Annotated in this window: 29 protein-coding genes and 1 other annotated feature; of the genes, 3 read left to right on the forward strand and 26 right to left on the reverse strand. The window is 38.7% G+C overall.

What is annotated here, in order from left to right:
* Nucleotides 1–42: 42 nt before the first annotated feature.
* The 12 genes from L2716_RS09820 to L2716_RS09875 form a co-directional block, all read right to left on the reverse strand.
* Nucleotides 43–858 (reverse strand): carbohydrate ABC transporter permease, encoded by an 816-nt coding sequence (locus L2716_RS09820; RefSeq protein ID WP_236334103.1) that lies wholly within the window; start codon nucleotides 856–858, stop codon nucleotides 43–45.
* Nucleotides 858–1,718, reverse strand: coding sequence for a carbohydrate ABC transporter permease (locus tag L2716_RS09825; protein ID WP_236334105.1), 861 nt, complete (start codon nucleotides 1,716–1,718; stop codon nucleotides 858–860). Before L2716_RS09825 ends, L2716_RS09820 begins: the two co-directional genes overlap by 1 nt.
* Before the next feature lie 80 nt (nucleotides 1,719–1,798).
* Entirely contained in the window at nucleotides 1,799–3,091 is a 1,293-nt protein-coding gene (locus L2716_RS09830) for an ABC transporter substrate-binding protein (RefSeq protein ID WP_236334107.1), read from the reverse strand.
* Nucleotides 3,092–3,431: 340 nt separating this feature from the next.
* Nucleotides 3,432–3,575, reverse strand: a complete 144-nt coding sequence (locus tag L2716_RS09835) for a hypothetical protein (protein ID WP_236334108.1) — start codon at nucleotides 3,573–3,575, stop codon at nucleotides 3,432–3,434.
* Nucleotides 3,576–3,688: 113 nt separating this feature from the next.
* A complete protein-coding gene (locus tag L2716_RS09840) occupies nucleotides 3,689–3,838 on the reverse strand; it encodes a YrzI family small protein (RefSeq protein ID WP_236334110.1) in 150 nt (49 codons plus the stop codon).
* Nucleotides 3,839–4,246: 408 nt separating this feature from the next.
* Nucleotides 4,247–4,912, reverse strand: a complete 666-nt coding sequence (locus tag L2716_RS09845; protein WP_236334112.1) for a GNAT family N-acetyltransferase — start codon at nucleotides 4,910–4,912, stop codon at nucleotides 4,247–4,249.
* A gap of 109 nt (nucleotides 4,913–5,021) precedes the next feature.
* Complete coding sequence (locus L2716_RS09850; protein ID WP_236334114.1) at nucleotides 5,022–5,258, reverse strand: YrhC family protein; 237 nt, start codon at nucleotides 5,256–5,258, stop codon at nucleotides 5,022–5,024.
* A gap of 214 nt (nucleotides 5,259–5,472) precedes the next feature.
* Complete coding sequence (locus L2716_RS09855; protein WP_236334115.1) at nucleotides 5,473–6,609, reverse strand: bifunctional cystathionine gamma-lyase/homocysteine desulfhydrase; 1,137 nt, start codon at nucleotides 6,607–6,609, stop codon at nucleotides 5,473–5,475.
* Between the two features lies 1 nt (nucleotide 6,610).
* Nucleotides 6,611–7,534, reverse strand: a complete 924-nt coding sequence (locus tag L2716_RS09860) for a PLP-dependent cysteine synthase family protein (RefSeq protein ID WP_236334117.1) — start codon at nucleotides 7,532–7,534, stop codon at nucleotides 6,611–6,613.
* Nucleotides 7,535–7,668: 134 nt separating this feature from the next.
* Nucleotides 7,669–8,139: an S-ribosylhomocysteine lyase gene (locus L2716_RS09865; RefSeq protein WP_236334119.1), complete on the reverse strand. Its 471-nt coding sequence runs from the start codon at nucleotides 8,137–8,139 to the stop codon at nucleotides 7,669–7,671.
* Nucleotides 8,132–8,836, reverse strand: a complete 705-nt coding sequence (mtnN, locus tag L2716_RS09870; RefSeq protein ID WP_236334120.1) for a 5'-methylthioadenosine/S-adenosylhomocysteine nucleosidase — start codon at nucleotides 8,834–8,836, stop codon at nucleotides 8,132–8,134. The genes L2716_RS09865 and mtnN overlap by 8 nt, the downstream gene beginning before the upstream one ends.
* Before the next feature lie 12 nt (nucleotides 8,837–8,848).
* Nucleotides 8,849–9,493 carry a class I SAM-dependent DNA methyltransferase gene (locus L2716_RS09875; protein WP_236334122.1) on the reverse strand — a complete coding sequence of 215 codons (645 nt, stop codon included), beginning with the start codon at nucleotides 9,491–9,493 and terminating at the stop codon, nucleotides 8,849–8,851.
* 391 nt (nucleotides 9,494–9,884) lie between these two features.
* Between L2716_RS09875 and L2716_RS09880 the strand changes: the two genes are divergently transcribed.
* Together L2716_RS09880 and liaG are read left to right on the forward strand one after the other, a co-directional pair.
* Complete coding sequence (locus L2716_RS09880) at nucleotides 9,885–10,094, forward strand: DUF2536 family protein (protein WP_268963970.1); 210 nt, start codon at nucleotides 9,885–9,887, stop codon at nucleotides 10,092–10,094.
* Nucleotides 10,095–10,248: 154 nt separating this feature from the next.
* Nucleotides 10,249–11,103, forward strand: a complete 855-nt coding sequence (gene liaG / locus L2716_RS09885) for a LiaG family protein (protein WP_236334124.1) — start codon at nucleotides 10,249–10,251, stop codon at nucleotides 11,101–11,103.
* A 104-nt stretch (nucleotides 11,104–11,207) separates the two neighbouring features.
* On the opposite strand, the gene L2716_RS09890 is transcribed toward liaG, so the two are convergent.
* Nucleotides 11,208–11,894: a DUF1510 family protein gene (locus tag L2716_RS09890; protein ID WP_236334126.1), complete on the reverse strand. Its 687-nt coding sequence runs from the start codon at nucleotides 11,892–11,894 to the stop codon at nucleotides 11,208–11,210.
* Nucleotides 11,895–12,081: 187 nt separating this feature from the next.
* Between L2716_RS09890 and L2716_RS09895 the strand changes: the two genes are divergently transcribed.
* Nucleotides 12,082–12,318: a KTSC domain-containing protein gene (locus L2716_RS09895; RefSeq protein ID WP_236334127.1), complete on the forward strand. Its 237-nt coding sequence runs from the start codon at nucleotides 12,082–12,084 to the stop codon at nucleotides 12,316–12,318.
* Here L2716_RS09895 and L2716_RS09900 read toward each other — a convergent pair.
* From L2716_RS09900 to recD2, 13 genes are all read right to left on the reverse strand, one after another.
* Nucleotides 12,315–14,078: a penicillin-binding transpeptidase domain-containing protein gene (locus L2716_RS09900; RefSeq protein WP_236334129.1), complete on the reverse strand. Its 1,764-nt coding sequence runs from the start codon at nucleotides 14,076–14,078 to the stop codon at nucleotides 12,315–12,317. The two genes, L2716_RS09895 and L2716_RS09900, sit on opposite strands and share 4 nt — an antisense overlap.
* A gap of 123 nt (nucleotides 14,079–14,201) precedes the next feature.
* Nucleotides 14,202–14,678: a transcription elongation factor GreA gene (gene greA, locus L2716_RS09905; protein ID WP_236334130.1), complete on the reverse strand. Its 477-nt coding sequence runs from the start codon at nucleotides 14,676–14,678 to the stop codon at nucleotides 14,202–14,204.
* A 174-nt stretch (nucleotides 14,679–14,852) separates the two neighbouring features.
* Nucleotides 14,853–15,494, reverse strand: a complete 642-nt coding sequence (udk, locus tag L2716_RS09910) for a uridine kinase (RefSeq protein WP_236334132.1) — start codon at nucleotides 15,492–15,494, stop codon at nucleotides 14,853–14,855.
* The gene (locus L2716_RS09915; protein WP_408005322.1) at nucleotides 15,487–16,167 is read right to left on the reverse strand and encodes an O-methyltransferase; all 681 of its coding nucleotides are present in this window, start codon (nucleotides 16,165–16,167) and stop codon (nucleotides 15,487–15,489) included. Before L2716_RS09915 ends, udk begins: the two co-directional genes overlap by 8 nt.
* Before the next feature lie 89 nt (nucleotides 16,168–16,256).
* Nucleotides 16,257–17,396, reverse strand: coding sequence for an endolytic transglycosylase MltG (mltG, locus tag L2716_RS09920; protein WP_236334136.1), 1,140 nt, complete (start codon nucleotides 17,394–17,396; stop codon nucleotides 16,257–16,259).
* Between the two features lie 286 nt (nucleotides 17,397–17,682).
* Complete coding sequence (locus L2716_RS09925) at nucleotides 17,683–17,970, reverse strand: DUF1292 domain-containing protein (RefSeq protein ID WP_236334138.1); 288 nt, start codon at nucleotides 17,968–17,970, stop codon at nucleotides 17,683–17,685.
* An 18-nt stretch (nucleotides 17,971–17,988) separates the two neighbouring features.
* Complete coding sequence (gene ruvX / locus L2716_RS09930; protein WP_236334140.1) at nucleotides 17,989–18,408, reverse strand: Holliday junction resolvase RuvX; 420 nt, start codon at nucleotides 18,406–18,408, stop codon at nucleotides 17,989–17,991.
* A gap of 9 nt (nucleotides 18,409–18,417) precedes the next feature.
* Nucleotides 18,418–18,690, reverse strand: coding sequence for an IreB family regulatory phosphoprotein (locus tag L2716_RS09935; RefSeq protein WP_236334142.1), 273 nt, complete (start codon nucleotides 18,688–18,690; stop codon nucleotides 18,418–18,420).
* A 76-nt stretch (nucleotides 18,691–18,766) separates the two neighbouring features.
* A complete protein-coding gene (gene alaS / locus L2716_RS09940) occupies nucleotides 18,767–21,403 on the reverse strand; it encodes an alanine--tRNA ligase (protein ID WP_236334144.1) in 2,637 nt (878 codons plus the stop codon).
* A gap of 85 nt (nucleotides 21,404–21,488) precedes the next feature.
* Nucleotides 21,489–21,699: a binding site (T-box leader), on the reverse strand.
* Nucleotides 21,700–21,731: 32 nt separating this feature from the next.
* Entirely contained in the window at nucleotides 21,732–22,811 is a 1,080-nt protein-coding gene (locus L2716_RS09945) for an AI-2E family transporter (protein WP_236334146.1), read from the reverse strand.
* Between the two features lie 461 nt (nucleotides 22,812–23,272).
* Nucleotides 23,273–23,407, reverse strand: coding sequence for a hypothetical protein (locus L2716_RS18315; RefSeq protein ID WP_268963972.1), 135 nt, complete (start codon nucleotides 23,405–23,407; stop codon nucleotides 23,273–23,275).
* A gap of 13 nt (nucleotides 23,408–23,420) precedes the next feature.
* On the reverse strand, nucleotides 23,421–23,609 hold the full coding sequence (locus L2716_RS09950) for a hypothetical protein (protein ID WP_236334147.1): 189 nt from the start codon (nucleotides 23,607–23,609) through the stop codon (nucleotides 23,421–23,423).
* Nucleotides 23,610–23,690: 81 nt separating this feature from the next.
* A complete protein-coding gene (gene recD2 / locus L2716_RS09955; RefSeq protein ID WP_236334149.1) occupies nucleotides 23,691–25,982 on the reverse strand; it encodes an SF1B family DNA helicase RecD2 in 2,292 nt (763 codons plus the stop codon).
* Between the last annotated feature and the right edge of the window lie 12 nt (nucleotides 25,983–25,994).

Below are 25,994 nucleotides of genomic sequence, written 5' to 3' on the forward strand. Positions count from 1 at the left end.
ATTTTCTTTTACTGTCGTACTTTTCTTTCCTAAGTATATCATCTACTTTACAGAGCCTTCTGCGATCCCTTTAATAATATGTTTTTGTAAGAAGAAGTAAACGATGATCACTGGAATAATCGCAATTGCTAGTCCTGCTAATGCTAAATGCCATTGTTTTGTATACTCTCCAAAGAAGAAGAACATTTTTAAAGGAATCGTCTCATTACCGGTCTTATTAATAACTAAAGATGGGAGAAGGTAGTCATTCCAAATCCATATGATATTTAATATGGCTACGGTTACCGTAATCGGTTTCAACATCGGGAATATAATATACCAAAATACTTGAAATCTACTTGCACCATCAATTGTTGCAGCTTCGTCTAGTGATTTCGAAATACCACTCAAAGCCCCGTGATAAAGGAAAATGGACAAACTGGCTCCAAAACCTAAATACATGAAAATTAAACCGGCTTTGTTCAACATGTCTACCTTTCCGAAAATCGCAATTAATGGAATCATAACGGATTGGAAAGGAATAAGCATGGCAGCGACGAATAGGAAAAAGATGAAAATACTCATTTTTCCGCCTTTACGTGACAATGCATAAGCCGCCATAGATGAAAAAATGATGATGATGACGACTGCTAATGTTGTTATTAGTACAGAGTTAAATAACGTTCTCAGAAAATCTAATTCTATAAAGGCTTCTTTATAGTTATCAAATGTAAAAATATCAGGAAGCTTCAATGTATCGGTAAATATTTCTTTTTTTGTTTTAAAGGAATTGACGAACATTAGATAAAACGGGGCAAGCCAAAGAATTGCTAGAGTCAGCCCGAGTATAGGTATTAAGAATTTCGAATTTCTTCTCATTACAATTCAACCTCCCGTTTCTTGTTTATGTAAACTTGTGTCAGTGAGATAGTAGCTACGATCAGGAAGAATATAACCGCTTTTGCCTGTGCAAATGCCATAGCATTTTCTACAAAGGCTGTATTGTAAATTTCCATCGCAACCATCTGAGTGGAATTATATGGTCCTCCACCTGTTAAGGATAGGTTTTGATCATACAGTTTAAATGAGTTTGATAGAGTTAAAAATAGACTAACTGTAAATGCTGGCATAACTAGAGGTAATGTAACGTGAAAGAAACGTTGGAATGAATTAGCACCATCTATTTGCGCCGATTCTAATAATTCTCTTGGTACACCTTCTAAGAAAGATATATAGATGACCATAACATAACCTGCTAATTGCCAACTCATCAGAATTGCCAGCGCCCAAAACCCTGTCTCTTCTGTTGCCAACCATACCTTGAGCCCTTCAACCCCTAAAATGTCTCCAATGCTTGAAAACACTTTAATAAAGATAAATTGCCAAATGAATCCTAAAATAAGCCCACCGATCAAGTTCGGCATAAAAAATATCGTTCTTAATACATGATTACCTTTAAACTTCTGCGTAACGAGTAGAGCTAATGATAATCCAAAGAAATTGATCAGGAATACAGACACAACTGTAAATTTCGTTGTAAACCATAATGAGTTTCTAAATTCTTCATCACCTATTAATGCTTTATAATGATCAAGGCCAACAAAGCTAGTGGTATAAATACCATTCCAGTCAGTAAAAGAATAATAAATCCCATACATCAATGGAAGAATGACAACAGCCACTAATGCAATTAGTACTGGAGCCAAGAACACCCAATACCACAAATTTCCTTTCCGCATCTGAAATCCTCCTTAGGTGGTGTTACATTTAAAAAAAGAGAGGAAACAAAGTCTTCACTTTGTTCCCCATTTGTCTATCATTATTTTCTAGCTTTTTCCCAAGCTTCTTGAGATTCGCTAACTAACTCTTTCCAGCTCATTTTGTCACTTAAATATTTTTGAATGTTTATACCTAGCTCTTGTTGGCCCCATCCGGTCGGATAGCCCATGAATGTCCACGATAAGGTTTTACCATTCTGAGCGTACTCATAAATATCTTTTGCTAAGGGATCCGAAATTTTGGATGTGTCGTAACCCTCATATGCAGGGATGAATTTGAAGTCTTCTAATACAGTTGTTTTACCAGTTTCAGAAGTATATAACCAATCTAAGAACGCTTTTGCTGCTTCAATTTCTTTAGCATCCTTGTTGCTGTTTACAGCCCAGTACATCGGAACTCCAACTGGCATAGAATCTTCTTTATAACCTTCAACTGGGATAGGAAGCATACCAATACCTGAGTTTGCTAACTCTTCATCAATTCCCGCAATTGAGCCATATGCCCAGTTACCTTGCTGAATCATCGCTACTTTACCAGTAGAGAATAATTCTTCTACTTGTTGAGAATAGTCAAGGTTCACAGTAGGTTGAGCAGAATACTCGTTTTGTAAATCTAGTACTTTTTTAAATGCATCACTATGAGTGAATTCAACTTTGTTAGAATCAAATGCATTTAATACATTTTGATCAAATTCTGGAGCTAAGAATACGTTAGAGAGGTGTAGTCCAGTCACCCATGTTTCCTTTGCTGGGAGTGCAAATACTGCTTTAAGGCCCAAATCGTCTTTCTTTTTATCTAAAGTTTGAACTGCACCTTCTAATGCTGCATAGCTAGTAATACTTGCTGGATCAATTCCTGCTTCTTTTAATACATTTTTGTTATAAATGAATCCGTAACCTTCTTGGTTGTAAGGTAATCCTAATACTTTATCGTCTTTTGTTACCCCTTCGAGCGTTCCTTTTAGAGCAAGTTCTGCTGCTTTTGTATCAGAAAGATCTGCAAGCTTGTCTGCCCAATCTTTAACATCTTGTGGTCCACCAACGTTGTAAATAGTTGGCTCGTTACCAGATGCAAATTTTGATTTAAGCGCAGCACCGTAATCCTCACCGCCACCGACCGTAGTGATGTTGATGTTTACGTCTTTATTTTCTTTTTCATAAGCTTTAACTACTTCTTCAAATTGTTTTTTGAATTCTACCTTGAATTGAAAAATATCCACTGTTACCTTGTCCTTGTTTGAATCATCGCCTTCGGATGAGGAACAGCCAACTAAAGCTACACTAATTAATAAACCAAATGAAAGAAGTAATAGACCAATCTTTTTTGCTTTCACGAATGAAACCTCCCTATTTAATATGTTTTAATACTCCAACCACTCGTTAATGAAAACGTTTGCATTAATTTCAATAAAATAATTTCAGAAAACACTCTTCTGAAATTGTATGAGTCGCTTACAATGATGATAAATATTAGTAAAGCACTTATAATATGTAGGTTTTAATTAAGCAACATTTTTAAAATTTCAACAAAAATTGATGCAAACATTTGCATTGAAGGAGTTGAATTAATCTTAGCACAGTAACTTTTTTCTGACAATTAAAATATTTACCTTTTGCAGAAATTAAATAAAATGAAAAAAAGCAAGCGGTGGCGTCCCCCGCTTGCTTCATAGATTACATCATATTCATAAAGTTTGCGGATTTGTTATGGGCTTCATCCATCATGGACTGTACACGTGTTTGGTGTTCCAGTGTACTTGGGTCGACTTTCCGCACTCGTTTCATAATCGCCAAAATAAACAATTGAAATGGCATCATATTGAATCACTCCTTCTCTTTTCATTTTCCTTTCAGGTCGTATCTTTCTCCGTTATCATCCAATCAAGAAACACTTTTCCTCTTATCATTTTCTTCATCCTCCTTTATATTTTCTACATGTTGATCATGTATTGAATGGCTTTGTCACGGTTTCGATTGTAAAGCTTTTCAACTTGTTGACGTTTGTTGATGTCTTCAAATGTTGTTTCAGTTTTTAATACTTTTTGTACTATGGTTAAGACAAATAAATGCATCGGCATCATAGTGGATCCCTCCTTTCTATGATTGAGCTATTCAGGGTTATACCCCACTTGAGCCAAATACGGTCTTTCTTGATTTTCTTTCCACATGCATAATCCTCCTTTCGTTTTTATATATAAAAACGCCACAAGGATCACTCCCTGTGGCGCATAATAGACAATTAGACAGAATGAACCGTCTAAAAGGCATATAAAAACCACAGGCAGTTGTTGACCTGTGGCGATTTTAACAAGATTCAATGTTTAAAAATCGTTCGTTTCACTGGTCGAACTACTTTTGTTAAATTGTATTTGTTTAGCTGCATACCATTTTTGGTTGATCATCATTTCATTCGACCTCCTTTAGTAATTTTATCCTGCAAAGTGAATTATACCCATACACATTATATATGTAAACCCCAAATATTAAAATTATTGACTTTTTTCTAAAAATGGGTTTTTCCATTCCATTAATACACCATAATTTGCTGATTCAGGATCATCTAAATAATTTGGTAGCAGTTTGACTGGAGTGCGCCCTGTTTTCATTAGAAACGAAACAACAGGGTCCTTATATGATCCAGTGATGATTTCTGCCAAGTACTTTTCTGGCGTCATGTGATCTTTCACCTTCTCGTATCCTGGCATACGCGACCCACCTAATACTGCTTCTAATTTCAATTCAACAACTAAATGAAACAGCGATTGCATCAAAAGTCTACCCACCCCTGTTCCCCTAAATTTAGGACGAACACTAATATCTACTACATAAAGTACATTGCCGAAGGTTTGATGTGTTCCGATTGATCCATTGTCAGTGATCTCATTCCAAGTGTGATCTTCACCATTGTAATCGACGATGAGTGTTGTAATCGAACCAGCAAGAATTCCATCCACTTCAGCACAAATTGCTCCCTTTGGAAAATGACGAAGATGAGAGGCTAACTGGTCCTTTGTCCACCATAAATCAGAAGGAAATGGGGGGGGGAAGCATTCTTTTTGTATGGCGATCAACTGGTCAAAGTCATTATTCGTATAGTTTCGAATTGTCGTTTTGAACGGCAGATCTTTATAAAATAAGTACTGAGAGAATTGCATAGAGTCGTTTCTCCTTGTCCACTTTGTCGTACGTATATATTTTGCTATGTAAACAGAGACTCCTGCATGCAACAAAAAAAGAAAGGACCTTTGCCCTTCCTTTAATAATCTATTGATTTGTATTTAGTTTCTTCTTCCATACCGATATTTTCCGATAAAAGACTAAAGCTACTCCGATTGATGTATAGCTTGCACTTAATAATATAAGTTGGTCAGCTGTCTCTTTTCCTTCAAAAGGGACGATACTGCCAATATAAAGAAAAGCACTCAATGATAGTAGTACAAAGCTAAACCGTTTGAAGTCAGCAATCTTATCTTTGATGTTTCGTACCATTTCCTTAGACAATTTCCCCACCCCTTACTAAACCTATCCTAACATGATTTTTGTAAGAAATATGGGAAATTCAGAAAATTCCTCAAGTTACCAATGTAACATATGGAAGACTCTAATAGTAAAAGATATTCTCTGTACTACATCTGGGATATTCTGTTTTCTTCTTTTCAAAGACAATTCAACCAACAAAAAAGAGCACGGTTGCCCATGCTCTTTTTTTAAGATATTATCCCTCTAATGCTTGTTTCAAGTCTTCGATCAAGTCCTCTGCATCTTCAATTCCTACTGAGATTCGTAGTAAGCCGTCTGTGATGCCGAGTTCGTCACGACGGTCCTTTGGGATCGATGCGTGTGTCATACGTGCAGGAGCTGAGATTAAACTTTCAACTGCACCTAAACTTTCAGCCAAAGTGAAGTAACGGACTTTACTTAATACTTGATCCGCTCGCTCTTCACTCCCTACATCGAAAGAGATCATTCCGCCAAACCCACCTGCTTGACGCTTAGAAAGCTCGTGACCTGGGTGAGACTTAAGTCCAGGATAGTAAATTTTCGTTACAGCTGGATGCCCATCTAGGAACTCTGCAATTTGTTTCGTATTACTTTCCGTCGCTTCCATTCTTAATCCAAGCGTCTTAATACCACGGATCAATAACCAAGAATCCTGTGGTCCGAGGACAGCGCCTGCTGAGTTTTGGATGAAGTGTAACTCTTCAGCTAGTTTCTTCGAATTCACAACGGCTAACCCTGCTACAACATCACTGTGGCCACCGATATATTTCGTCGCACTATGCAACACGATATCTGCACCGTGTGTTATTGGTGTTTGCCAATATGGCGTGTTGAACGTATTATCAACAATCAACAACACATCATTAGCTTTTGCGATTTTAGAAGCCCCATCAATATCAGTAACTTTCAAAAGTGGATTCGTAGGCGTTTCTACATAGATTGCACGTGTATTGTCTTGGATTGCATTTTCAATGTTCTCCAAGTTACTCGTATCAACGAATGTGGACTCCAGTCCTAGACGGTTCAAAACTTTTGAGACGAGGCGATATGTTCCACCGTACACATCATCAGTAAATACAACATGATCTCCAGTGTTGAACATCATCATGATCGAGTTGATCGCTGCCATACCCGATCCGAAAGCAAATCCTGCTTCCCCTTCTTCCAAGTCCTTGATTAACTCTTCTAAAGCATGACGAGTCGGGTTGCCAGTCCGTGAATACTCATATCCTTTAAAATTGCCGACGCTTTCTTGTTTATACGTACTCACCTGATAGATTGGAGTAGAAACTGCACCTGTTTGCTCATCACCAACAATACCAGCATGAATCATTTTAGTCTTTGGCTTCATCTTACATGCCTCCTTGATAGATCTTTTTACTTAAGTAGCGCTCACTGCTGTCTGCAAAGATCGTTACGATATGGCTACCTGGTTCTGCCTTTTCCGCTTCGATTAAAGCAGCATGTAAGGCTGCACCAGAGGAACTTCCGACGAGTAGTCCTTCTTTTTGAGCAAGCTCTTTTACACGTTGAAATGCATCTACATCATCAACGGTATGAATCGCATCAAAATAAGAAGTGTCCATATATGCTGGTAAGAACTCCATACCAATACCCTCTGTTTTGTGCGGGCCTGGTTCTGCACCATTTAGGATTGATCCTTCTGGTTCAACAATGACCGTCTTGATTTCTTGATTTTGCTCTTTCAAATAACGAGCCGTTCCCATGAACGTTCCACCAGTACCTGCACCTGCTAGGAAAATATCTACCTTACCGTCAAGCGCATCATAAATTTCTGGTGCCAGGGATTTATAATACGTGTTCGGATTTGCAGGATTTGCAAATTGAGCTGGGTAATACGCATTTTCAATCGTTTGCTCAAGTTCTTTCGCTTTCTCGATTGCTCCGCGCATTCCTTTGTCAGTATCAGTGTTGATCACTTCAGCACCAAGCGCACGCATTAACTCCTGCTTCTCTTCGCTGAACTTCTCAGGTACAACAAATATGACATGGACATCTTTATTAACAGCCGCAAGTGCAAGCCCAATCCCTGTGTTTCCTGCTGTTGGTTCAATCACAGTCCCACCAGGTTTTAGCTTTCCACTTGTAAAGGCTTCTTCAAGAAGCTCTTTACCAAGTCGGTCCTTAATGCTCCCACCTGGATTGTAGAACTCAAGTTTTGCAAAAAGTCGTACACCGTTAGGAAGATTGAAATTTACAATCTCTACCAACGGTGTATGACCAATCAATTCCTGTACGTTTTTGAAATACCTCATTGACGTGTGTTCCTCTCTAAAGAAAACTTGGCAAATCCAAGCCTAAGTCGATGGCTGAGCCATAGTTGCACTTATACTGGAATCCCTCGGTTTTACCTAGTTGAAAAGTTACACTTTCCATGTATTAAGAAAACTTATTCTTCGCCGAAAACATCTTTCCATTCGCTACGTTTTGCAAGCATGTCACGGGCAATAACCTTTGCACCTTCTAGACTGTGGTTGGCTGCCCATCCACATTGCACTTCATTACACGCAGGAACTTCATCTGCTTCAAGAACATCATTTAATGTCTTTTCAAGCACATCATGAATTTCATCATGGTCCGTTTGATTCAGAACTGCAAGGTAAAAGCCAGTTTGACAACCCATAGGACCAATATCAATGATACGATCGTGGTGATTGCGGATATTTTCAGCCAACAAATGCTCGATAGAGTGAAGACCAGCCATATCCATATGTTCTTTATTCGGTTGCTTGAAGCGGATATCATACTTTGCGATTTCGTCCCCGTGTTGTCCTTTTGTAATTCCTACAAGACGTACATACGGTGCACGTACCTTTGTGTGATCTAAGTTAAAACTTTCTACATTCATTTGTTTAGCCATGTTTCTTCAGCTCCTTTACCATTTTTAAAATTAATTCAGCAGAATTCTTTGCTGCAACTTTCAAGAATTGATCGAATGACATCGGTGCATCTTTGCCAGCAATATCAGATAATGATCGGATTACGACAAACGGCACATTGAATTGGTGACATACTTGAGCAATTGCCGCAGCTTCCATTTCTGCAGCATGCAACTCTGGAAATTTCCCGCGGATATCTTTCACACGAACAGCATCGTTCATAAAAGAATCACCTGAGGCGATTAATCCTTTAACAATCTTCATATCAGTAACTTCCTTGGCACTTTCCTCTGCGATTTGTACCAATAATGCATCCGGCATATAAAATGCAGGTAATTGAGGAACTTGCCCGTACTCATAACCAAATGCTGTAACATCAACGTCGTGGTGGCGGATTTCGGATGAAATGACGACATCTCCGACATTTAGTTCTGGATTAAAGCCACCCGCAGACCCAGTATTGATCACATAATCTGGTTTGTACAATTGATTTAACAAGGTTGTAGCAATTGCTGCATTTACTTTTCCTATACCCGATCTCAACAACACAACTTCTTGGTCATATAATTGACCTGTATAGAACGTGCATCCTGCTATCGTATTTGTTTCGCAGTCTTCTATTAATTCTTGCATTTGGATTACTTCTTCATCCATAGCTCCGATGATGGCAATTTTCATATTCACATTCCTTTACGTATCTTTTTTGACGGCAGACATTAACCAAACATAACGGTTCAAACGTTCAAATTGAACCTCAAACCCATTCTGAGTGAAAATGTCTGATAATACACCCATTGTCGTATAATATTCCGTTTGAAGATCATGGAGTAAATTTAGATACCCTTGCTTCTTCACCCGATCATGCAATTCTTTCTTAGCTTGTTCATGTTCATATACGGTGTCCGCAAATACAATTTTACCATTGTTACCGAGTAGCTTTCCATAATTATGGATTGCTTTCTCTTTTTCTTCATCTGTTAAATGGTGGAATGCATATGTGCTAACGATCGTGTTGATGGGTACATCTATTTCTGGAAAGGATAGAAAATCACCATCGAGTACTTCCGTATCCGGAAAACGTTCATTTGTTTTTTTCCTCATGCCTGGGGAAGGCTCGACCCCAATCACATTACGCTTTTTTTCAATTAGTGCATTAGTCAAATTTCCCGTACCAACACCAAATTCAAGAACAGTACCTGATGCTTCGCTAGCGACTCTTTCAAGAATTTCATCATATTTCTCAAAAACTTCATGATATTCGTTATCTTTTCCTGAAACTGTCTCATCGTAAGAGTCTGCCCATTCGTCAAAGAGATCAATAAACTCTCTTCCCACATTGTCCACTCTCCTATAATCTAATCTATATTATTCCTATCATTATACTATGAATTAATTTTAATATGGCTACAAGATACCACATAACACACTTTATGGCAATAAATTTAGAATGTTGACAGTGAACCTGTGCACCTACCAATCTAGATCAAGGTCATGGTAAAATATCATGTAGGTACATGTGGTCACTGAGCATTTGCTCGTGAGGGTGCGGAGGAGATCAAATTCGCTTACAGAGCACTCATTAATAGGCATCAATGAAGGTGTGGGAGACTCCTTCTTAGGTACTCAAATGCTGAGTTGGTGTTTTTCAGGGTACGGGAGACCTTAACAAGCACTCAATAGGGCGAAACCGAATACGCACATATTGAATTTAGGAGGTAACTACAAATTGGAATTACAACTAGAATTCATCGAAGATAAAGTAGAATTTTACGAGGCGACAGAAATGGCTAAATTAGAAGCTATCATTCAAGACAAAATTGAGCAAAACAAGGCATTACTCTTGCGGGTCCATCACGTTTCACACCAAGTAAACATAGACCCATCAAGTGGGAAGTGGCTATATTCTGCAGTCGTTCACTTCCGGTATAAAGGATAAACCATTAATGGCTGGCACCGATTGTGTGTCAGCCATTATTGTTTCTAAGACTAAGGTCTGATGAAAAAATAATGCTTGAGCGCATTGTTCCTACGTGTAAACTGGATTAAGATGGAAGAAATAAGAATGACTGATAAGGGAAGGGACTGCAAAAATGAAAACACTTTTGGCTATTTTACTCATATTAATAGGTGGATATTTCATTTTAAACGAAACAAACATAATGACAATGTCCAAATCAAATGGAGAGAAAATTCAATCAGCGGATATGGATCGTGTTGATCGTGTCAGTATTGATGTATCAAGTCTTAAAACGTCCATTGTCCCTGAGAAACGGGAAGATATACGTGCAGAATTGGATGGTAAGGGAGAACTTGAGGTAGACCGAAAAGGAAGTGAGGTTCGGATTAAGTATAGAGATGCCTGGTTCAACTGGTTTTCTATTGATCGTTCTGAGTTGACAATCTATCTTCCTACTGACTACGACCAGGAACTCACCTTAGATAATGGCTCCGGTACTTTAGAGTTAGTAGGTCCCTCTAAGCACTCACCTCTGTCACTGAAATTCTTAAGTGTCGATATTGGTTCTGGTGATGTAACACTAGAAAATATTGAAGCTAAACAGTTCAAGCATGATGGATCCTCTGGGGATGTGAACATCCGAAACATGAAAACAGAGTCTGGCACTTTTGATCTAAGTTCAGGGGACGTACGAATTGAGCATTACAAAGGTCCATTAAAAGCCGATTTATCTTCTGGAGATTTCGATGTACAAATGGATGAATTAGTTGGAGATATTGAGATGGATGTTAGTTCGGGTTCTGCAAATATCGATTTGCCGAAGGATGCTAGTTTTACGTTAAAAGGGAAAGTGAGCAGCGGAGATATACATTGTAAATTCCCTCTAAAAAGCCAGACGACCGGAAGTAGAAAAATTAATGGTACTTATGGAACAGGAAAATATCAAATTGACCTATCCGTATCAAGTGGTGAGATTGAAGTGTATTGATCATTCACACAACATATTTGTTAATAACATTAAACTCACTCACAAAAAAGCTACCCTCAACGTTCGCAACATTTGTTGAGGGTAGCTTAGCTTGTTTTCTATTATCAATTATTGTCTGCTGCTCCAGGTACACGTTCAACTGAAGTTGGTTTCCAACCTTGTCCGTCTACCCACTCAAGCATAACGACAAATGGCTCAGCCTTGTTTTCTGCTTTACTTACTATTCCTTTTGCAGTACTTGAGGATCCACCATTACCGATCCACCAATACGTAATTTCATCAGGAGATAAGCCAGTTGCATATTGAAGCGCTCGTTGTTTTTCTTCCCAATCTATTGAGCCTTCTTCAAAGCTATTTGTATGCTCACCATCTTGTTGTTTAGTACCTACAGGTTCCCATGAGCCATCTGGACCTGCTGATTCATCTGTATGATTCTTATATTCTCCGTTAGATTCGTCTTCAGACTGCTCTTCTTTATCTTCCTCGGACATTTCTACACTTTCAGAATCCTCTTTATCTTTATTCGTTGATTCCGTATTCTTCTCATCGCTTTCAGATGAAGAATCTTTCTTAGCTGCGGAATCATCCGATTCTTCTTTTGGTTCAGGTGTTGTGGTACCATTCTCTTCGCTCTTAGGCTCAGTTGATGCTTTTTCATCATCGCCTAAAAGCATTGATGCTCCGACTGCCAAAATTCCAATGAAGACGACACCAATCAGAGCATTAAGGATCAGATTTTTTTTCTTAGATTTTTGAGTTCGTGAATACCTTGAATTAAATGAGTCTTTCATGATTCCCCTCCATTCTTATACTATTTTACCACTATACAATGATTCGAAGAAGGGATAATTTTTGTACCGTCCTCCTAAAAGTTGTATAATGAATATTGTGAATATTTGTAATATTGGAACTAGTTTTGTCGTCTAACAGGAATTTGGGATAGTTATCACCAATATTACTACTAAGGAGGGGTACAAGATGCAATTTACGACATTTCATTCTGAAGAATGGAACCTAAAAACGTTTCATACGATTGGGTATCAAAAGGATTCAGAAACACTGCATGTTTGTCTCCATGGTGGTTCGACCCTTGAAGTGCTTGGTGTAACGGAACAAAGACTCTTTGAATTCATTCTTGCTCCTTATAAAGAACAATACTTACAAAATCAATTGCTCCCGAATCATGAAGTTAAAGTCGTCCAGTCAAAATCTTAATTCCCCAATGCTCTATCTGGATGCTCAAGGCTATAAAGTTGCTCAACAATTTGCGCGAATACTTTATTTGTAGAGGTAGAACTCGAATCAGCTTCTAAATCTACAACAACAAGTGCATATTTGGGGTTGTTTGCAGGGAAATATCCTGTGAACCATTTGTTATAAACACTTTTGTCACCTTTTTCTGCGGTACCAGACTTTCCTGCAATACCCCATGGCAAATTGTGAAATGACGGATAACCTGTCCCCTTTGGGTTTTGAACGACTCCAGTCAACAATGATTGGAGTTTTTTGATTGTATAATGAGACAATGGTTCAGACTGACTTTCTTTTTCCTCAAATTCAACGAGCGTATTCCCATTTTTATATAGAACAGATTGAGCTGCACGGACCTGTTTCTGCTCACCACCTCTAGCGATTGTTGCCATCATGTTAGCAACCGAGATCGGAGACAATTGTACATTTAACTGTCCGATAGCAGTTTGGGAAATAGCACGAGATACATGTCTATCAGTTTCATCCGCCCAAAGCGTATTTTTGCGCTCTGTTGGGTAATGCCTAAAGTCTTCAAGATGGAATACATCGTCGGTCCATCCTACCCGTTTCGTTAAGCCTAACATTTCCCCGTATTGATCTAATACTTTAGCGTCCTGTTCCATCATCTCATTTAATAGGGTTGCAAATGTGTAATTACAGCTTTGGTAAAAACTTTCTTCAAATGACAAGATGCCAAGCTCGCGAGCTTCAACTCCATCATTATAAGTGTTTTGACTACAATTAAACTTCCTGCCTTCAATATTATGATTTCTCTCGATTGCAGCAGCAGCTGTTACAATCTTGAAGATGGAACCAGGCGTTTGTGGTAAAAGCATCGCATTTTCTGTACCAGGTTTTTCTGGATCTTTCTTGGGTGGTAGCGGTCTACTAATCATACCTAGCATGTCGCTCGTTTCAACATCAAGTAAGACCGCGCCTCCTTTTGTTATATTGGCTTGATTGAATGCATCCTCAAGTATGGTTTGAGCCTGTTGGTCAAGGGTCGTTTGTAAATGGACAGGGTAATATGGATTGGCTGGGGCTGTGTACTTTACATCTAACCCAAATAAAGGTCTTCCAGATTGCTGCACGTGGTAAATCAGCTTAGACTCTCCTTCTGAAATAAGAAAAGGGTCAAAAGCATATTGAAGTCCACTCACACCCATCATCGAATGAGGATGAATCAATCCTTTTTCGACACGATCTTTATATCTTTTTTTCACTAAGTTAGGATTTTGTCGAATCGCACCAATAAAATGAAAGGCAAATTCAGGATCGCCATCAGTAGTTAACATTTGTCCATATGCACCTTGGATTTTCAAATCATTCACTTCATCGATCATTTCAGAAGTAATCTTATCTCTTAACACAAGTGGCTTGGACTGGTTCGTAAGTTGGCTTTCCAATTCATAGCTCGAAATAGGTAGGATTTCAGCAACCTTCGTTAGCTTTTCTTTCTCTTCATATAGAAAAGGAAATAAAATGATTGCGGGCACATGAATTTCATGTAAAAGCTCTCCAAACCTGTCATTCAACTTCCCTCTTCCATCATCTAACGCAACAGAATGCGTTCTCTGGTTCACACTTGCCTCAATTAGATTGACTTGATGTTTTGAGAATGACAGTGGTTCAATCAATTGAATTTGAGCTAACCTTCCTATAAGAACAACTAAGATCAAAATAAAAATAATCGCGATTTGATAAAGTCTCTTCGAATATTTCATGATGGCACACCTCATCCATCATTTTCGCCCGAAACCAATTATAATAAACCAATCGCTCGTCTCCATTATTGTTTAAAAAAAGAGACTAACACCTAGGTGTTAGTCTCTAATAACGCTTATAGTTTACCCTACTTCCGTAATACGGACGTTCATTTCGCCACCTGGCGTTTGAACGGATACTTCATCACCGATCTTTTTCCCAAGTAAGCTTCTTGCCATTGGAGAGTCATTGGAAATCTTACCTTCAAAAGGATCTGCTTCTGCACTCCCTACGATTGTATAGGATTCTTCTTCTCCTTCTGGAAGCTCTACGAATTTAACTGATTTCCCGATTGATACAACATGTGGATTTTCATCCTTTTCTTCAATGATTTCTGCATTACGAATCATTTTCTCTAATTGTCCAATTCGTGCTTCTACGAAAGCTTGCTCGTCTTTTGCAGCATCATATTCTGAGTTCTCGGAAAGGTCTCCAAAACCTCTTGCAATTTTTATACGTTCAACCACTTCTTTACGCTTTTCGGTCTTTAAAAATTCTAATTCCTTTTCTAACTTAACTTTACCTTCTTCTGTCATATAATGAATCTTTTCTTCTGCCATCTTAATCACTCCTCCAAAACCTTCTCGTTACCGACTAGTATATGCATAATACGTAGACACGTATTATTAAAAACTGTAAGCGTAACCATTGTTAATTTCATAAAAAATGAGCGCTAAAGAATATTGAAAACAGAGGTGGGAATACCACCCCTTAAAATTTAAAAAGGATTCTCATTATGGGTTCAATATTTCTTTGGTTTCTAAAATGGTTCGAATCTTGGTTACCATTAAGTCTATGGCCACTCGATTCTGCCCGCCTTCGGGAATGATAATATCTGCATAACGTTTTGTCGGCTCAATAAATTGATTATGCATAGGGCGAACGACGGATGTATATTGCTCAATAACAGAGTCAATTGTGCGTCCTCGATCATTGATATCACGCAATAGACGTCTAATAATTCTTAGATCTGCATCTGTATCAACGAAAAGTTTAATATCCATCAATTCACGTAAACGTTCGTCCTCAAGGATTAAAATTCCTTCTAAAATAATAACATCTTTTGGTTCAATTGGAATTATTTTATCACTTCTTGTATGCGCTGTATAGTCATAGACCGGTTTTTCAATTGATTCTGAGTTGCGCAGATTCATAATATGATCAATCAATAAATCGTTATCGAAAGCAAGAGGATGGTCATAATTCGTATCTAGCCTTTCCTCCATTGATTTTTCTGATTGATCCTTATAATAGGCATCCTGCTCGATAATCAATATAGATTGATCGGCAAACTTCCTGAAAATTTCTTTTGCAACGGTTGTTTTTCCAGAGCCAGAGCCTCCGGCAACACCAATAACTACAGGTTTTTTAGCCATCATTCTTCCCCTTTTGCCCAAGTTCTTTGCCATTGTCATATATGCTAACAGCCATACCGTCACCTACAGGTAATATGCTAGTTGTAAAATGGCGCTGTTCTAATAGAAATTCATTATAACTTCGAATCTTCTCTGTAAGCTTGCGGAAACGTCGAGAATCAATTTCTTCATTCTCTTTCGCAACGTATCCTCTAAAAAGCACATTATCACTCACAATCACTCCACCAGGAACAAGCATTTGTTCAAACTGCTGGAAAAATCGCTTGTACTGACCTTTCGCTGCATCAATAAAGATCAAATCGTAAGGTCCTGAATGTTGTATCTCTTCGACGAGCTCAAGGGCATCCCCTTCAAGAACTTTTATGGATTCATCCATGTTTGCTTTTGAAATGTTATCTATGGCTTGAGAGAATCGTTCATGATCACGCTCTACAGTAACAAGCTTACTTTCTGGAGAGGCTTGTATCATCCGGATACTAGAGTATCCGATTGCAGTACCAATCTCCAAAATTCTTTTAGGCTTGTGGAGACGTATGATTTGTAACAGAGCTTCCATACCGATCAAGTCCATGATAGGTACATGTCCTTCTTCGGCTTGTTGCTCCATCTCTAAAATATGCTTAGGGCGTTCTGATACAAGTCCCTCTAGGTAATGCTTCATTTCATCCGAAATCATACGGAATCCTCCTTTTTGACCCGGTCTATTTTAACATAAGAAAAGAGGGAATGCGAACTTACTTCATTCCCTCTGGAATCCCAGGTTTAATCTTTATCTTTATTTGCCAAATCGCGCCATTCTTGAATGTATTTTTCTTTAATAACATTATGCTCATCTAACGTTTTCGCATACAGAACTTCTCCATTAGGACGCGCAAAGAAATAATAATTAGGGTTCGGTTCCGGGTTCACTGCCGCATTAATAGCAGAGTCACCTGGAGATGATATTGGACCAATTGGAAGACCCTTTTGCACATACGTATTATAAGGTGAATTCGTTTCTGTATCTTTATAGGTTACTGTAATTTTCGACTGTTGTTGGGCATAGGTGACCGTAACATCGGATTGTAATCTCATCGGTTTATTTAACCGGTTATGAAATACACCAGAAACCTTAAATCGGTCTTCTTTTTCTTTCGCTTCTTCTTCAATAATGGATGCTAACGTTAGAATTTCATGTGTCGTATATCCACTAGCCTCAATATTGGCTTGATACTTCGTCACCACGGTCGACATCTTACTTACCATGGATTCTATGATTGATTCTAAAGATGGATCTTTTTTGAAAAATTCATAGGTCGCTGGGAATAAATACCCTTCTAATGGCCATATCACTTTTTCATCTAAGATTTCATCACCGAGTACCGGATATTTCTCTACCAATGATTGAATATACTTTTTATCTTGCATCTTTTTAAGGACTTCATCTTCTGTATATTCCGTTTGCTCCGCTATTTTTGAAGCAACTTGTGGAATTCTTAGTCCTTCAGCAATTCTGACTGTCATTTCTGGTTCTTTGTAAACTTTACCGTCTTTTAATGAAAGAATAATGTCTTTCATTTCCATCGCTTTTGTTAGTTCATAATTCCCCGCTTGAAAGTCATTATCATTTTTGTATTTAACATAGTATTTAAAAACGAGCGCACTTTTTATAACCCCTTTTTCTTCAAGCTTGTTGGCTATTTCACTTGTTGACGTTCCAATAGGTATTTCTACTTCTATTGGCTTTTTGCTCGAAGCATCAACAGGCTCTAACGCTCCTTTTATATATACATAACCACCTATACCGAGTCCTATAATAGAAAAGATCAAGATCGCTAGGACAAGTAATACAACTCTCCTTACAACCTTTGCCTCATGGTTGCGGCGTAAAATGGTTTCTTGATCAAGATTTGGTTGAAGCACCAAACATCCCCCTCTCATCCTCCCTATTATACTATATCTTAGGAATAATTCAGCTAATTTCCAGCAATTTTTTTATAGATTGTCGAAAGATGGGTGTGAGAAAAACAGTCAACTTTTAGTATAATTAACCATTTTTCAGGTGACCGTCGACATTAAAGGGGAGGCTCTACTCACTGTTTAGGGGGAATGGAAATATAGGAAGAGCTACAATAAACAAAAACAAGATCAAGTAGCGCGTTCTACTTGATCTTGTTCTTCATAAGGAACTAATTTGTAGCCCTTGACTTTATTCTTCTTCAGAATCTTGGAATGTGTTTAGCATTTCTTCAACCATATCCCATTCTGCATCTGTTTCAATTGGGAATAGTTCGATATCGTCATCTTCTTCGCCTTTTTCCTCGTATCGGAATGCAAATACTTCTACATCCTCTTCGTCTTCAGAGCTTTCAGCTGGTACAAGTACCATATATGATTTTTCTGACTCATCTACATCGAACGTGAATAGTACCTCAAATAAATGTTCTTCTCCATTTTCATCTGGAATGATGATCCGCTCTTTTTCTTCTTCAGTCATGTCAAAACACCTTCTTCTTTAGTTTGCTGCTGGGCTGTCTAAATAGCCTTGCAGGATTAAAACGGCTGCCATTTTATCAATGACACCTTTTCGTTTCTTCCGACTCACATCTGCTTCAATCAACATTTTCTCAGCAGCAGCCGTAGTCAATCGCTCATCCCATAATACCGTAGATATATTTAATGTATCCTCGATTTGTCGGGCGAATTCTTGACACATTTCTCCACTAGGACCAATTGTCCCATTCATATTCTTCGGAAAACCGACAACGATTTTGTCCACATCGTGTAATTGAACGAGCTCTTGAATGTAAGCTAAATCCTCATCAATGTTTCCCTTACGTCGGTACGTTTCAATTCCTTGTGCTGTCCAACCAAGGGCATCGCTCATCGCGATGCCTATTGTCTTCGTACCCACGTCTAAACCTAATTTTCTCATTGTTTGATTTTATCTCTCACTTTCTTGGTGCTGGACGAGATAAGACTTAACAAGTTCTTCAATTAATTCATCACGTTCAAGTTTCCGCATCTTACTACGCGCATCATTATGACGTGGTATATAAGCTGGATCTCCAGAAAGTAAGTATCCCACAATTTGATTAATGGGATTATACCCTTTCTCTTGTAAGGAATCATACACCGACAACAACACATTTTTGACATTGGTATCCATTGAATCATCGTGAAAATTAAATTTTACCGTTTTGTCAAATGAGCTCATCTTGACACCTCTCTTTAGGGAATATATTTGGAAGCCCCCGATTTATCTACTTCCATTGTACCTTACTGATACAGGTTTAGGAAATGGATTTGACGAATTCGTAAACATAATTTAATGCTTCATCAAGTTGTTCAGGCTGTTTTCCACCTGCTTGAGCCATATCTGGACGTCCTCCGCCACCGCCTCCACAACGAGAAGCGACTTCCTTTACAAGTTTCCCTGCATGATAACCCTCTTTCGTTAAATCATTCGTAACTCCTGCTACAATATTTACTTTTTCACCTTGCGCAGACCCTAGGACAACGATACCACTGCCGATTTGGTTCTTCAAATCATCTACAATTGACCTTAGGTTGTTCATATCACTTGCAGAAACTTTCTTTGCAAGTACTTTCACACCTGTCACATCTACAACTTCATCAAGTAATGATCCAGCTTCAATATTTGCTAGCTTACTTTTCAATGATTCATTTTCACGTTGTAAATCACGAACTTGTGTCTGGATATGTTCAACTTTAGAAGGTACATCATTCAAATTTGATTTCAATAGTTGAGCTGTGTCCTTTAATACACCTACTTGACCCGTTAGGTGGCGGTAAGCTCCTTCGCTCGTAACGGCTTCAATTCTTCGTGTACCTGCCCCGATTCCAGACTCGCTAAGAATCTTGAAAAGACCGATTTCAGCAGTGTTTTGAACGTGACATCCTCCACAGAGCTCCAAGCTATAGTCCCCAACTTGAACGACACGTACTTCACTACCGTATTTCTCACCGAATAATGCCATCGCACCCATTGCTTTTGCTTCTTCAATTGGCTTAACCATTTTTTCTACAGGTACTGTGCTCCAAATCTTTTCATTGACGATAGACTCGATCTTTTCGATTTCTTCCGGAGTAACCTGATTGAAATGTGAGAAGTCGAATCTTAGTCGGTCTTGTGTTACTAAAGAGCCTGCTTGGTTTACATGCTTACCTAGAACGTCCTTTAGCGCTTGGTGAAGTAAATGTGTTGCCGTATGGTTCTTAATAATACCTGCGCGGCTTGCTTCATTCACATTAGCTTTAAGTTCATCTTTAACTTTCAAAGTCCCTTGCTCGACTAGTACAGTATGGAGGTTTTGACCATTCGGCGCTTTTTGTACATCTTTTACGACAGCAAAGACATGGTCGTTTGATAGTGTACCTTTATCTGCAATTTGGCCTCCACTTTCAGCGTAAAATGGTGTTTGATCAAGGACCACGAGAACCTCTTCACCTTCATTTGCTTCTTGTACAGTTTCAGTACCTTTTACAATGACGCTTACCTTAGTAGGAGTTGTCAATTGATCATAACCAATGAAGGTGCTATCAACATCGATATCACTTAGTACACTCGTCTGTACTTGCATAGAGCCTGAATCTTGACGTGCTGACCTTGCGCGATCACGCTGCGCTTCCATTTCAACCTTGAATTGTTCAACGTTGACTGTCATTCCTTCTTCTTCTAAATATTCCTCGGTAAGTTCATATGGAAAACCATACGTATCATAAAGTTTGAAAGCATCCGAACCTGAAAGCTCTGACTGACCCTTCCCTTTTGCCTTCTTAATCATCTCTGACAAGATTGCAAGTCCATCATTGATCGTTTCATGGAATCGCTCTTCTTCATTTTTTACAACTTTCTGTATGAAGTCAGTGTTTTCCTGTACATTTGGATAAAAGTCTTTCATAACATCGGCAACAACCGGTACGAGCTCAAACATAAACGGCTTACTGATGTCCAGTTGCTTAGCAAATCGAATCGCTCTTCTTACAAGGCGACGCAGTACATACCCTCTTCCTTCATTTGAAGGTAATGCACCATCAGCAACAGCAAATGATACGGTACGGATATGGTCCGCAACAACCTTAAATGCTGTGTCTAGTTCTTTACTTGTACCGTACTTAACACCTGAAAGCTTTTCAGTTGCTTCAATCATCGGCATGAACAAATCTGTCTCATAGTTAGTTGGCGCATCTTGTAGCGCACATATTACACGTTCAAGCCCCATCCCCGTATCAATGTTCTTTTTAGGCAGTGGTGTATAGCTTCCATCTGGATTATGGTTGAATTGAGAGAAAACCAAGTTCCAAATTTCTAGATGACGTTCATTTTCCCCACCAGGAAATAGTTCAGGATCATTCGGATCATTTCCGTATTTTTCTCCACGGTCATAGAATATTTCAGTATTCGGACCACTCGGGCCTTCGCCAATATCCCAAAAGTTCTCTTCAAGTCGAATAATTTTCTCTTTTGGAAGACCAATTTCGTTATGCCAGATGTCATGTGCTTCATCATCCTCTGGGTGAATGGTAACAGCTAACTTTTCAGGATCTATTCCAAGCCAATCCTCACTCGTAAGAAATTCCCATGCCCAGTGGATCGATTCCTTCTTAAAATAATCTCCAATCGAGAAATTTCCTAGCATTTCAAAGAATGTGTGATGACGTGCAGTCTTTCCTACGTTTTCAATATCGTTTGTACGTATAGATTTCTGAGCATTTACAATACGTGGATTCTCTGGAACGACACGACCATCAAAGTACTTTTTCAATGTCGCAACTCCACTATTGATCCAAAGTAAAGATGGATCTTCATGAGGTACTAAAGATGCACTCGGTTCTACGCTATGTCCTTTTTCTTTGAAAAAATCAAGAAACATTTGCCTTACTTGAGCTGACGTTAATGTTTTCATTGTGTTTTTCCCTCCTTTAATAAATACAGAGCTTCAATAATCGTTAAAAAAAGCTAAATACAAAAAAACTCCCGTCCTGTATATCTACAGGGACGAGAGTTATCACGCGGTACCACCCTGGTTACGAATACTCTTATGTATCCATCACCTCGAGCACATTAACGGTGTGCGCCGGCAGGTTTTCCCCTGCATTCCGGAATAGCCTTCAGTTACTCTTCTTCCAAAACCTCTTTCAGCCAAGGAGGTTCTTCTCTTTAGGAAGGGCTTCAACTTACTCGTTCCATCATCACGTTAATTTATACATCGTTTACTTTGGATAATTATAGACTTAGCCTCTAGCCTTGTCAATATTTCTATAATGATCCCTCGAATGAAGAAAAATGACTTTTCCAACAGCAAATATCGGTACGGCTAATAGTAAGCCCAACACGCCACCAATTTCTCCGCCAATTAATAGCGCGAAAATAATCATAATCGGATGAATATGCAACGACTTACCTACAATTAAAGGTCCGAGAATATTTCCCTCAATAAATTGGAGCACTAACAAAATCCCCAATATGATGATTAATTTTTTCACTGAAATTGTTGCAGCAATCAGGGCAACAGGTACCGCGCCAATGATGGGTCCGAAATATGGAATAAAGTCGGTAACCCCTATAATCAAGCCCAAAATAACTGGATAGGGAACACCCGCGATCCAGAATGCAACTACAGCTAATATCGCTAATGCAACCGCAACCGTTAACTGTCCCCGAATGTAATTTCCAAGAGACTGATCAACATCTTTCACAAGATTCTTTCCTGATTCTCGCCACTTTTTAGGAGTAAGGTTATAAAACATTTTATTAATTAAATCCACATCTTTCAACATATAAAAGACGAGAAAAGGTATAACTAGTAAAGAAAAGAGGTTACTCCAAATTGTTTTGATTAGCCCTAATGCACTTTCAATCAGTTTGGTTAAATATCGTTCAGTTGCATGAAGTGTTTGTTCAAATTCAGTATGAACGGCTTCTGGAAGATGATCCGTTCGCTCATAGAATTCCCTCACCCACATCTTATACGTATCTGAAAGCACCGGAAGCTGATTACTTAAATCTTTCAACTGGGTTACGAGGTAGGGAATGCTTTTGAAAACTAGAAAACCTGTCCCACCAAAGAATGTCAAATAGATAATGAGTATGGCAATCGCTCTCGGTAGTCCTTTACCATGAAGCCATTCTACAATCGGATGTAAAAGGTACGTAATGAAAACTGCAATGAAAAACGGGACAAAAATAGACTTCACAATATCCCAAATGGGATGCCAAAAGGGACCCAGCTTCATCAATACAAAAAGAGAGAGCAAAAGTAGCAAAACCATGCCCAGACGAACGAGTGCTTCAATTGTAAACCATTTCTTCATAGTCTCCACCGCTCATTCGATGTTTTTCCTTCTTCTTAACGTGCACATAAACGGTATCACTATACTCTTAAATTAAAGCTCATTTCTAAAGGATTGTGGCTATTAAGTAATCATTGCGCACGGAATGAGTTGTTGAAATACACGAGACTCCTCAAAAATGAAATTCGCATTTTCTTCGTGCGATGTTACGCTGCCGAAGTGTTCCTTGTCCTACGGGAGCAGCGGCCAAATCGAGACCCCGCAGAGCTAGTACAAAAGGATCTTCGACTAAATACCACCACGTCCTGTGGTGAACGTCGAAGTCACCACATCCTGTGGAAGTGAGGCTTGATGGTCGTCCGTGGAAAGCGAAGTGTATTCCAACAACCTATCACATGAACAACAATGTATCCGAAAACAGCGTAAATTAAAGACCACTGTAATCAAAAAGAACCGACATTCTTTTGAACGTCAGCTCTTCTTTAATAAATAGCTTTTGCAATACGTTTACGTAACCGTTTCACCTTTTTGTTCGATATTGTGCCATTATCATAAAGTGATTTAATTAAATAAGCACTTGCACATGTTGTTGCAATCGTCAGAAATGCACGATTCATCCTCATCACCTTCTTACATTGGGATACTTAAATCGTCATCCTCGAAAAGGTCGTCTAGCGAAGTTAAGCTACCATCTTCTTCAACTTGATTGAGTGCTAACTTCCCTTCTACAACAGCCAGTTCGATAAAACATCCCCAGCAATAATATTGTTCCACCCCGATCTTACCAAGATCTTTGCATTGGCAATTGGGACATCTCATTGGTTGTTCCTCCTCATTAATAATCAACTACATTCATTGATTATGAAATGCTAGGAATAGGATGTCCCAATTCATTGTTAATTATACGTTTTCACTTGTCTTGGGGTGCGCCACTCTTTCTCTTAACTTCTTACTTAATAGAGAATTCCGAGAATCTGAATCATTTTGCTGAATGGCTCTTTCAAATGCATCTTTTTCTCCACAAATAATTAAATATTCCTTGCTCCTTGTCACAGCAGTATAGATTAAATTCCGCTTCAACATTCGATAATATCCTCTTACAATAGGAAGTACGACAATTGGAAACTCACTACCTTGCGATTTATGTATCGAGCAGCAATAGGCATGTGTAATCTGATTTAAATCCGATTTCTTAAACGTTACTTCAATTCCATCGAATGATATGACGATTTGTTCAACCTTATCCTTTGTTTCCTTTGCATGAATAATGGCTACAATTTCACCAATATCCCCATTAAAGATTTGCTCCTCCGGTACATTTACGAGTTGCAATACTTTGTCACCGACTCGATATTTCGTATCGAAAAAGTCTATCTCTCTCTTTTGGTTGCTCGGAGGATTAAACATGGCTTGCAATTCACGGTTTAACTCATCTATACCAGCTTTCCCCCTGTACATAGGTGCGAGCACTTGGACATCTCTAGCAGTATATCCTTTGTCATGAGCACTTTTGCATACTTGTAATATTGCTTTAGCTGCCTGGTCTTGTGTACATGGAAAGAAACGGCGATCGGGTTGAGGTACATGAATGTCCGCTGGTAAGCTCCCTTTCTTCATTTCATGGGCAAGTTGAATGATAGACGAATCTTTTGCTTGGCGATAAATCTGATCAAGCTTTACAGTTGGGATTACATTTGAAGAAATAAAATCTTTTAACACTTGACCAGGACCTACGGATGGTAGCTGGTCTTCATCTCCTACCATAATGACTTGGATATCTTCTGGTAGCGCATCGAACAACCGATAGGCAAGTCGAAGGTCTACCATGGACATTTCATCAATGATTAACAGTCTACCCGCAATCGGATTGTCGTCATCGTACTCAAAACCACTTCCACCTTTCCAACCTAATAAACGATGTATGGTTACAGCTGGCAAACCTGTGGATTCACTCATTCGTTTAGCAGCACGTCCAGTTGGAGCAACTAATAGGAATGGATAGTCTTCCTCATCATAATCCTTCGGTTCAACTGATAATCCATGAATCTCTGAGTAAAGGTCAATAATGCCTTTAATAACAGTAGTTTTACCAGTGCCTGGGCCTCCTGTTAAGATCATCATAGGTGAAATCAATGCTTTATAAATTGCATCCTTTTGGGCCTCAGCATATTCCATCCCCTGATTTTCTTCTAACAAACCGAGCGCTTTATAGAAATTTGATGGTTCAATTCTGTCATATTCATCTTGTTTAAGCAGTCGCTCAATTGTTTTCATCAAACCGAATTCCGCAAAGTAAAGCGAAGGTAAATAAGCATTTTCTTCTTCAATGTAAATTTTTCCTTCACCATGCAAATGAACAATTTCGGAATAGTAATCCACATCATCATGGTTAGGTTTTGTAAAGAGAAGCGATTTCGTTTCTTGAATTAAGTCATCTACCGGGATAAATGTGTGACCGTATTGATTGGATAGCTCTTTCAAACAATACAGAAAGCCTGCTTGTACTCGTTCAGAAGAGGATTCTTCAATACCTAATGCTTGACCGATTTCATCAGCCCTTTTAAAACCGACTCCCTCAATGTCATAAATAAGCTGATAAGGATTTGATTGGATGATTGAGATCGCTTCCTCTTGGTACGTTTGATAAATTTTCATTGAAATTGCGGGACCAATGCCGTATCGATGTAACGTACTGAGTAATTGCTCAAGTCCTTGATGCTCCATCAATGTTTCATATATCGTTTTCGCACGTTCTTCGCTTAGATCATTTACTTGATTCAATACATCGGGATCTTCGATGATTTTTGAAAAAGCCTCATCACCTAATGTTTGAATCACCTTTTCAGCCGTTTTCTTTCCAATCCCATTAAATAAATCACTTGATAGATATTGAATCATACCCTCTTCTGATCGAGGTAAATCTTTACGGTAAAACTCTACGACAAATTGGGTTCCGTATTTAGGATGATCCTTTACATCTCCCCAGAAAATATATGTTTCTTCTTCTGACAACACCGGAAATGTACCTACCATAATCATTTCCTTTTCTACTTCAGCAAGATTTGTATCCTTCGTTGACACTTTCAGTACGCTATAAAACGTATCATTATTCTTATATATTACATGGAGAATGGTTCCTTTAATGTAACGTTTCTCCTCCGCTCCTAAATCGAACTTCCCTTGTAAATCCATATTTTTCGCCCC

Source organism: Pseudalkalibacillus berkeleyi (assembly GCF_021608225.1).
GTDB classification, from domain to species: domain Bacteria; phylum Bacillota; class Bacilli; order Bacillales; family Fictibacillaceae; genus Pseudalkalibacillus; species Pseudalkalibacillus berkeleyi.

Coding starts and splice junctions, on each gene's coding strand:
- L2716_RS09835 (WP_236334108.1), bottom strand. CDS start 3,575: ATGATGCCATTTCAATTGTTTATTTTGGCGATTATGAAACGAGTGCGG.
- greA (WP_236334130.1), bottom strand. CDS start 14,678: ATGGCAGAAGAAAAGATTCATTATATGACAGAAGAAGGTAAAGTTAAG.
- L2716_RS09895 (WP_236334127.1), top strand. CDS start 12,082: ATGCAATTTACGACATTTCATTCTGAAGAATGGAACCTAAAAACGTTT.
- L2716_RS09890 (WP_236334126.1), bottom strand. CDS start 11,894: ATGAAAGACTCATTTAATTCAAGGTATTCACGAACTCAAAAATCTAAG.
- L2716_RS09845 (WP_236334112.1), bottom strand. CDS start 4,912: ATGCAATTCTCTCAGTACTTATTTTATAAAGATCTGCCGTTCAAAACG.
- L2716_RS09820 (WP_236334103.1), bottom strand. CDS start 858: ATGAGAAGAAATTCGAAATTCTTAATACCTATACTCGGGCTGACTCTA.
- liaG (WP_236334124.1), top strand. CDS start 10,249: ATGAAAACACTTTTGGCTATTTTACTCATATTAATAGGTGGATATTTC.
- L2716_RS09855 (WP_236334115.1), bottom strand. CDS start 6,609: ATGAAGCCAAAGACTAAAATGATTCATGCTGGTATTGTTGGTGATGAG.
- L2716_RS09945 (WP_236334146.1), bottom strand. CDS start 22,811: ATGAAGAAATGGTTTACAATTGAAGCACTCGTTCGTCTGGGCATGGTT.
- udk (WP_236334132.1), bottom strand. CDS start 15,494: ATGGCTAAAAAACCTGTAGTTATTGGTGTTGCCGGAGGCTCTGGCTCT.
- L2716_RS09840 (WP_236334110.1), bottom strand. CDS start 3,838: ATGATGCCGATGCATTTATTTGTCTTAACCATAGTACAAAAAGTATTA.
- L2716_RS09865 (WP_236334119.1), bottom strand. CDS start 8,139: ATGGCTAAACAAATGAATGTAGAAAGTTTTAACTTAGATCACACAAAG.
- L2716_RS09925 (WP_236334138.1), bottom strand. CDS start 17,970: ATGACTGAAGAAGAAAAAGAGCGGATCATCATTCCAGATGAAAATGGA.
- L2716_RS09860 (WP_236334117.1), bottom strand. CDS start 7,534: ATGAGGTATTTCAAAAACGTACAGGAATTGATTGGTCATACACCGTTG.
- L2716_RS09950 (WP_236334147.1), bottom strand. CDS start 23,609: ATGAGATGTCCCAATTGCCAATGCAAAGATCTTGGTAAGATCGGGGTG.
- mtnN (WP_236334120.1), bottom strand. CDS start 8,836: ATGAAAATTGCCATCATCGGAGCTATGGATGAAGAAGTAATCCAAATG.
- L2716_RS09825 (WP_236334105.1), bottom strand. CDS start 1,718: ATGCGGAAAGGAAATTTGTGGTATTGGGTGTTCTTGGCTCCAGTACTA.
- ruvX (WP_236334140.1), bottom strand. CDS start 18,408: ATGAGAAAATTAGGTTTAGACGTGGGTACGAAGACAATAGGCATCGCG.
- recD2 (WP_236334149.1), bottom strand. CDS start 25,982: ATGGATTTACAAGGGAAGTTCGATTTAGGAGCGGAGGAGAAACGTTAC.
- L2716_RS09935 (WP_236334142.1), bottom strand. CDS start 18,690: ATGAGCTCATTTGACAAAACGGTAAAATTTAATTTTCACGATGATTCA.
- L2716_RS09900 (WP_236334129.1), bottom strand. CDS start 14,078: ATGAAATATTCGAAGAGACTTTATCAAATCGCGATTATTTTTATTTTG.
- L2716_RS18315 (WP_268963972.1), bottom strand. CDS start 23,407: ATGAATCGTGCATTTCTGACGATTGCAACAACATGTGCAAGTGCTTAT.
- alaS (WP_236334144.1), bottom strand. CDS start 21,403: ATGAAAACATTAACGTCAGCTCAAGTAAGGCAAATGTTTCTTGATTTT.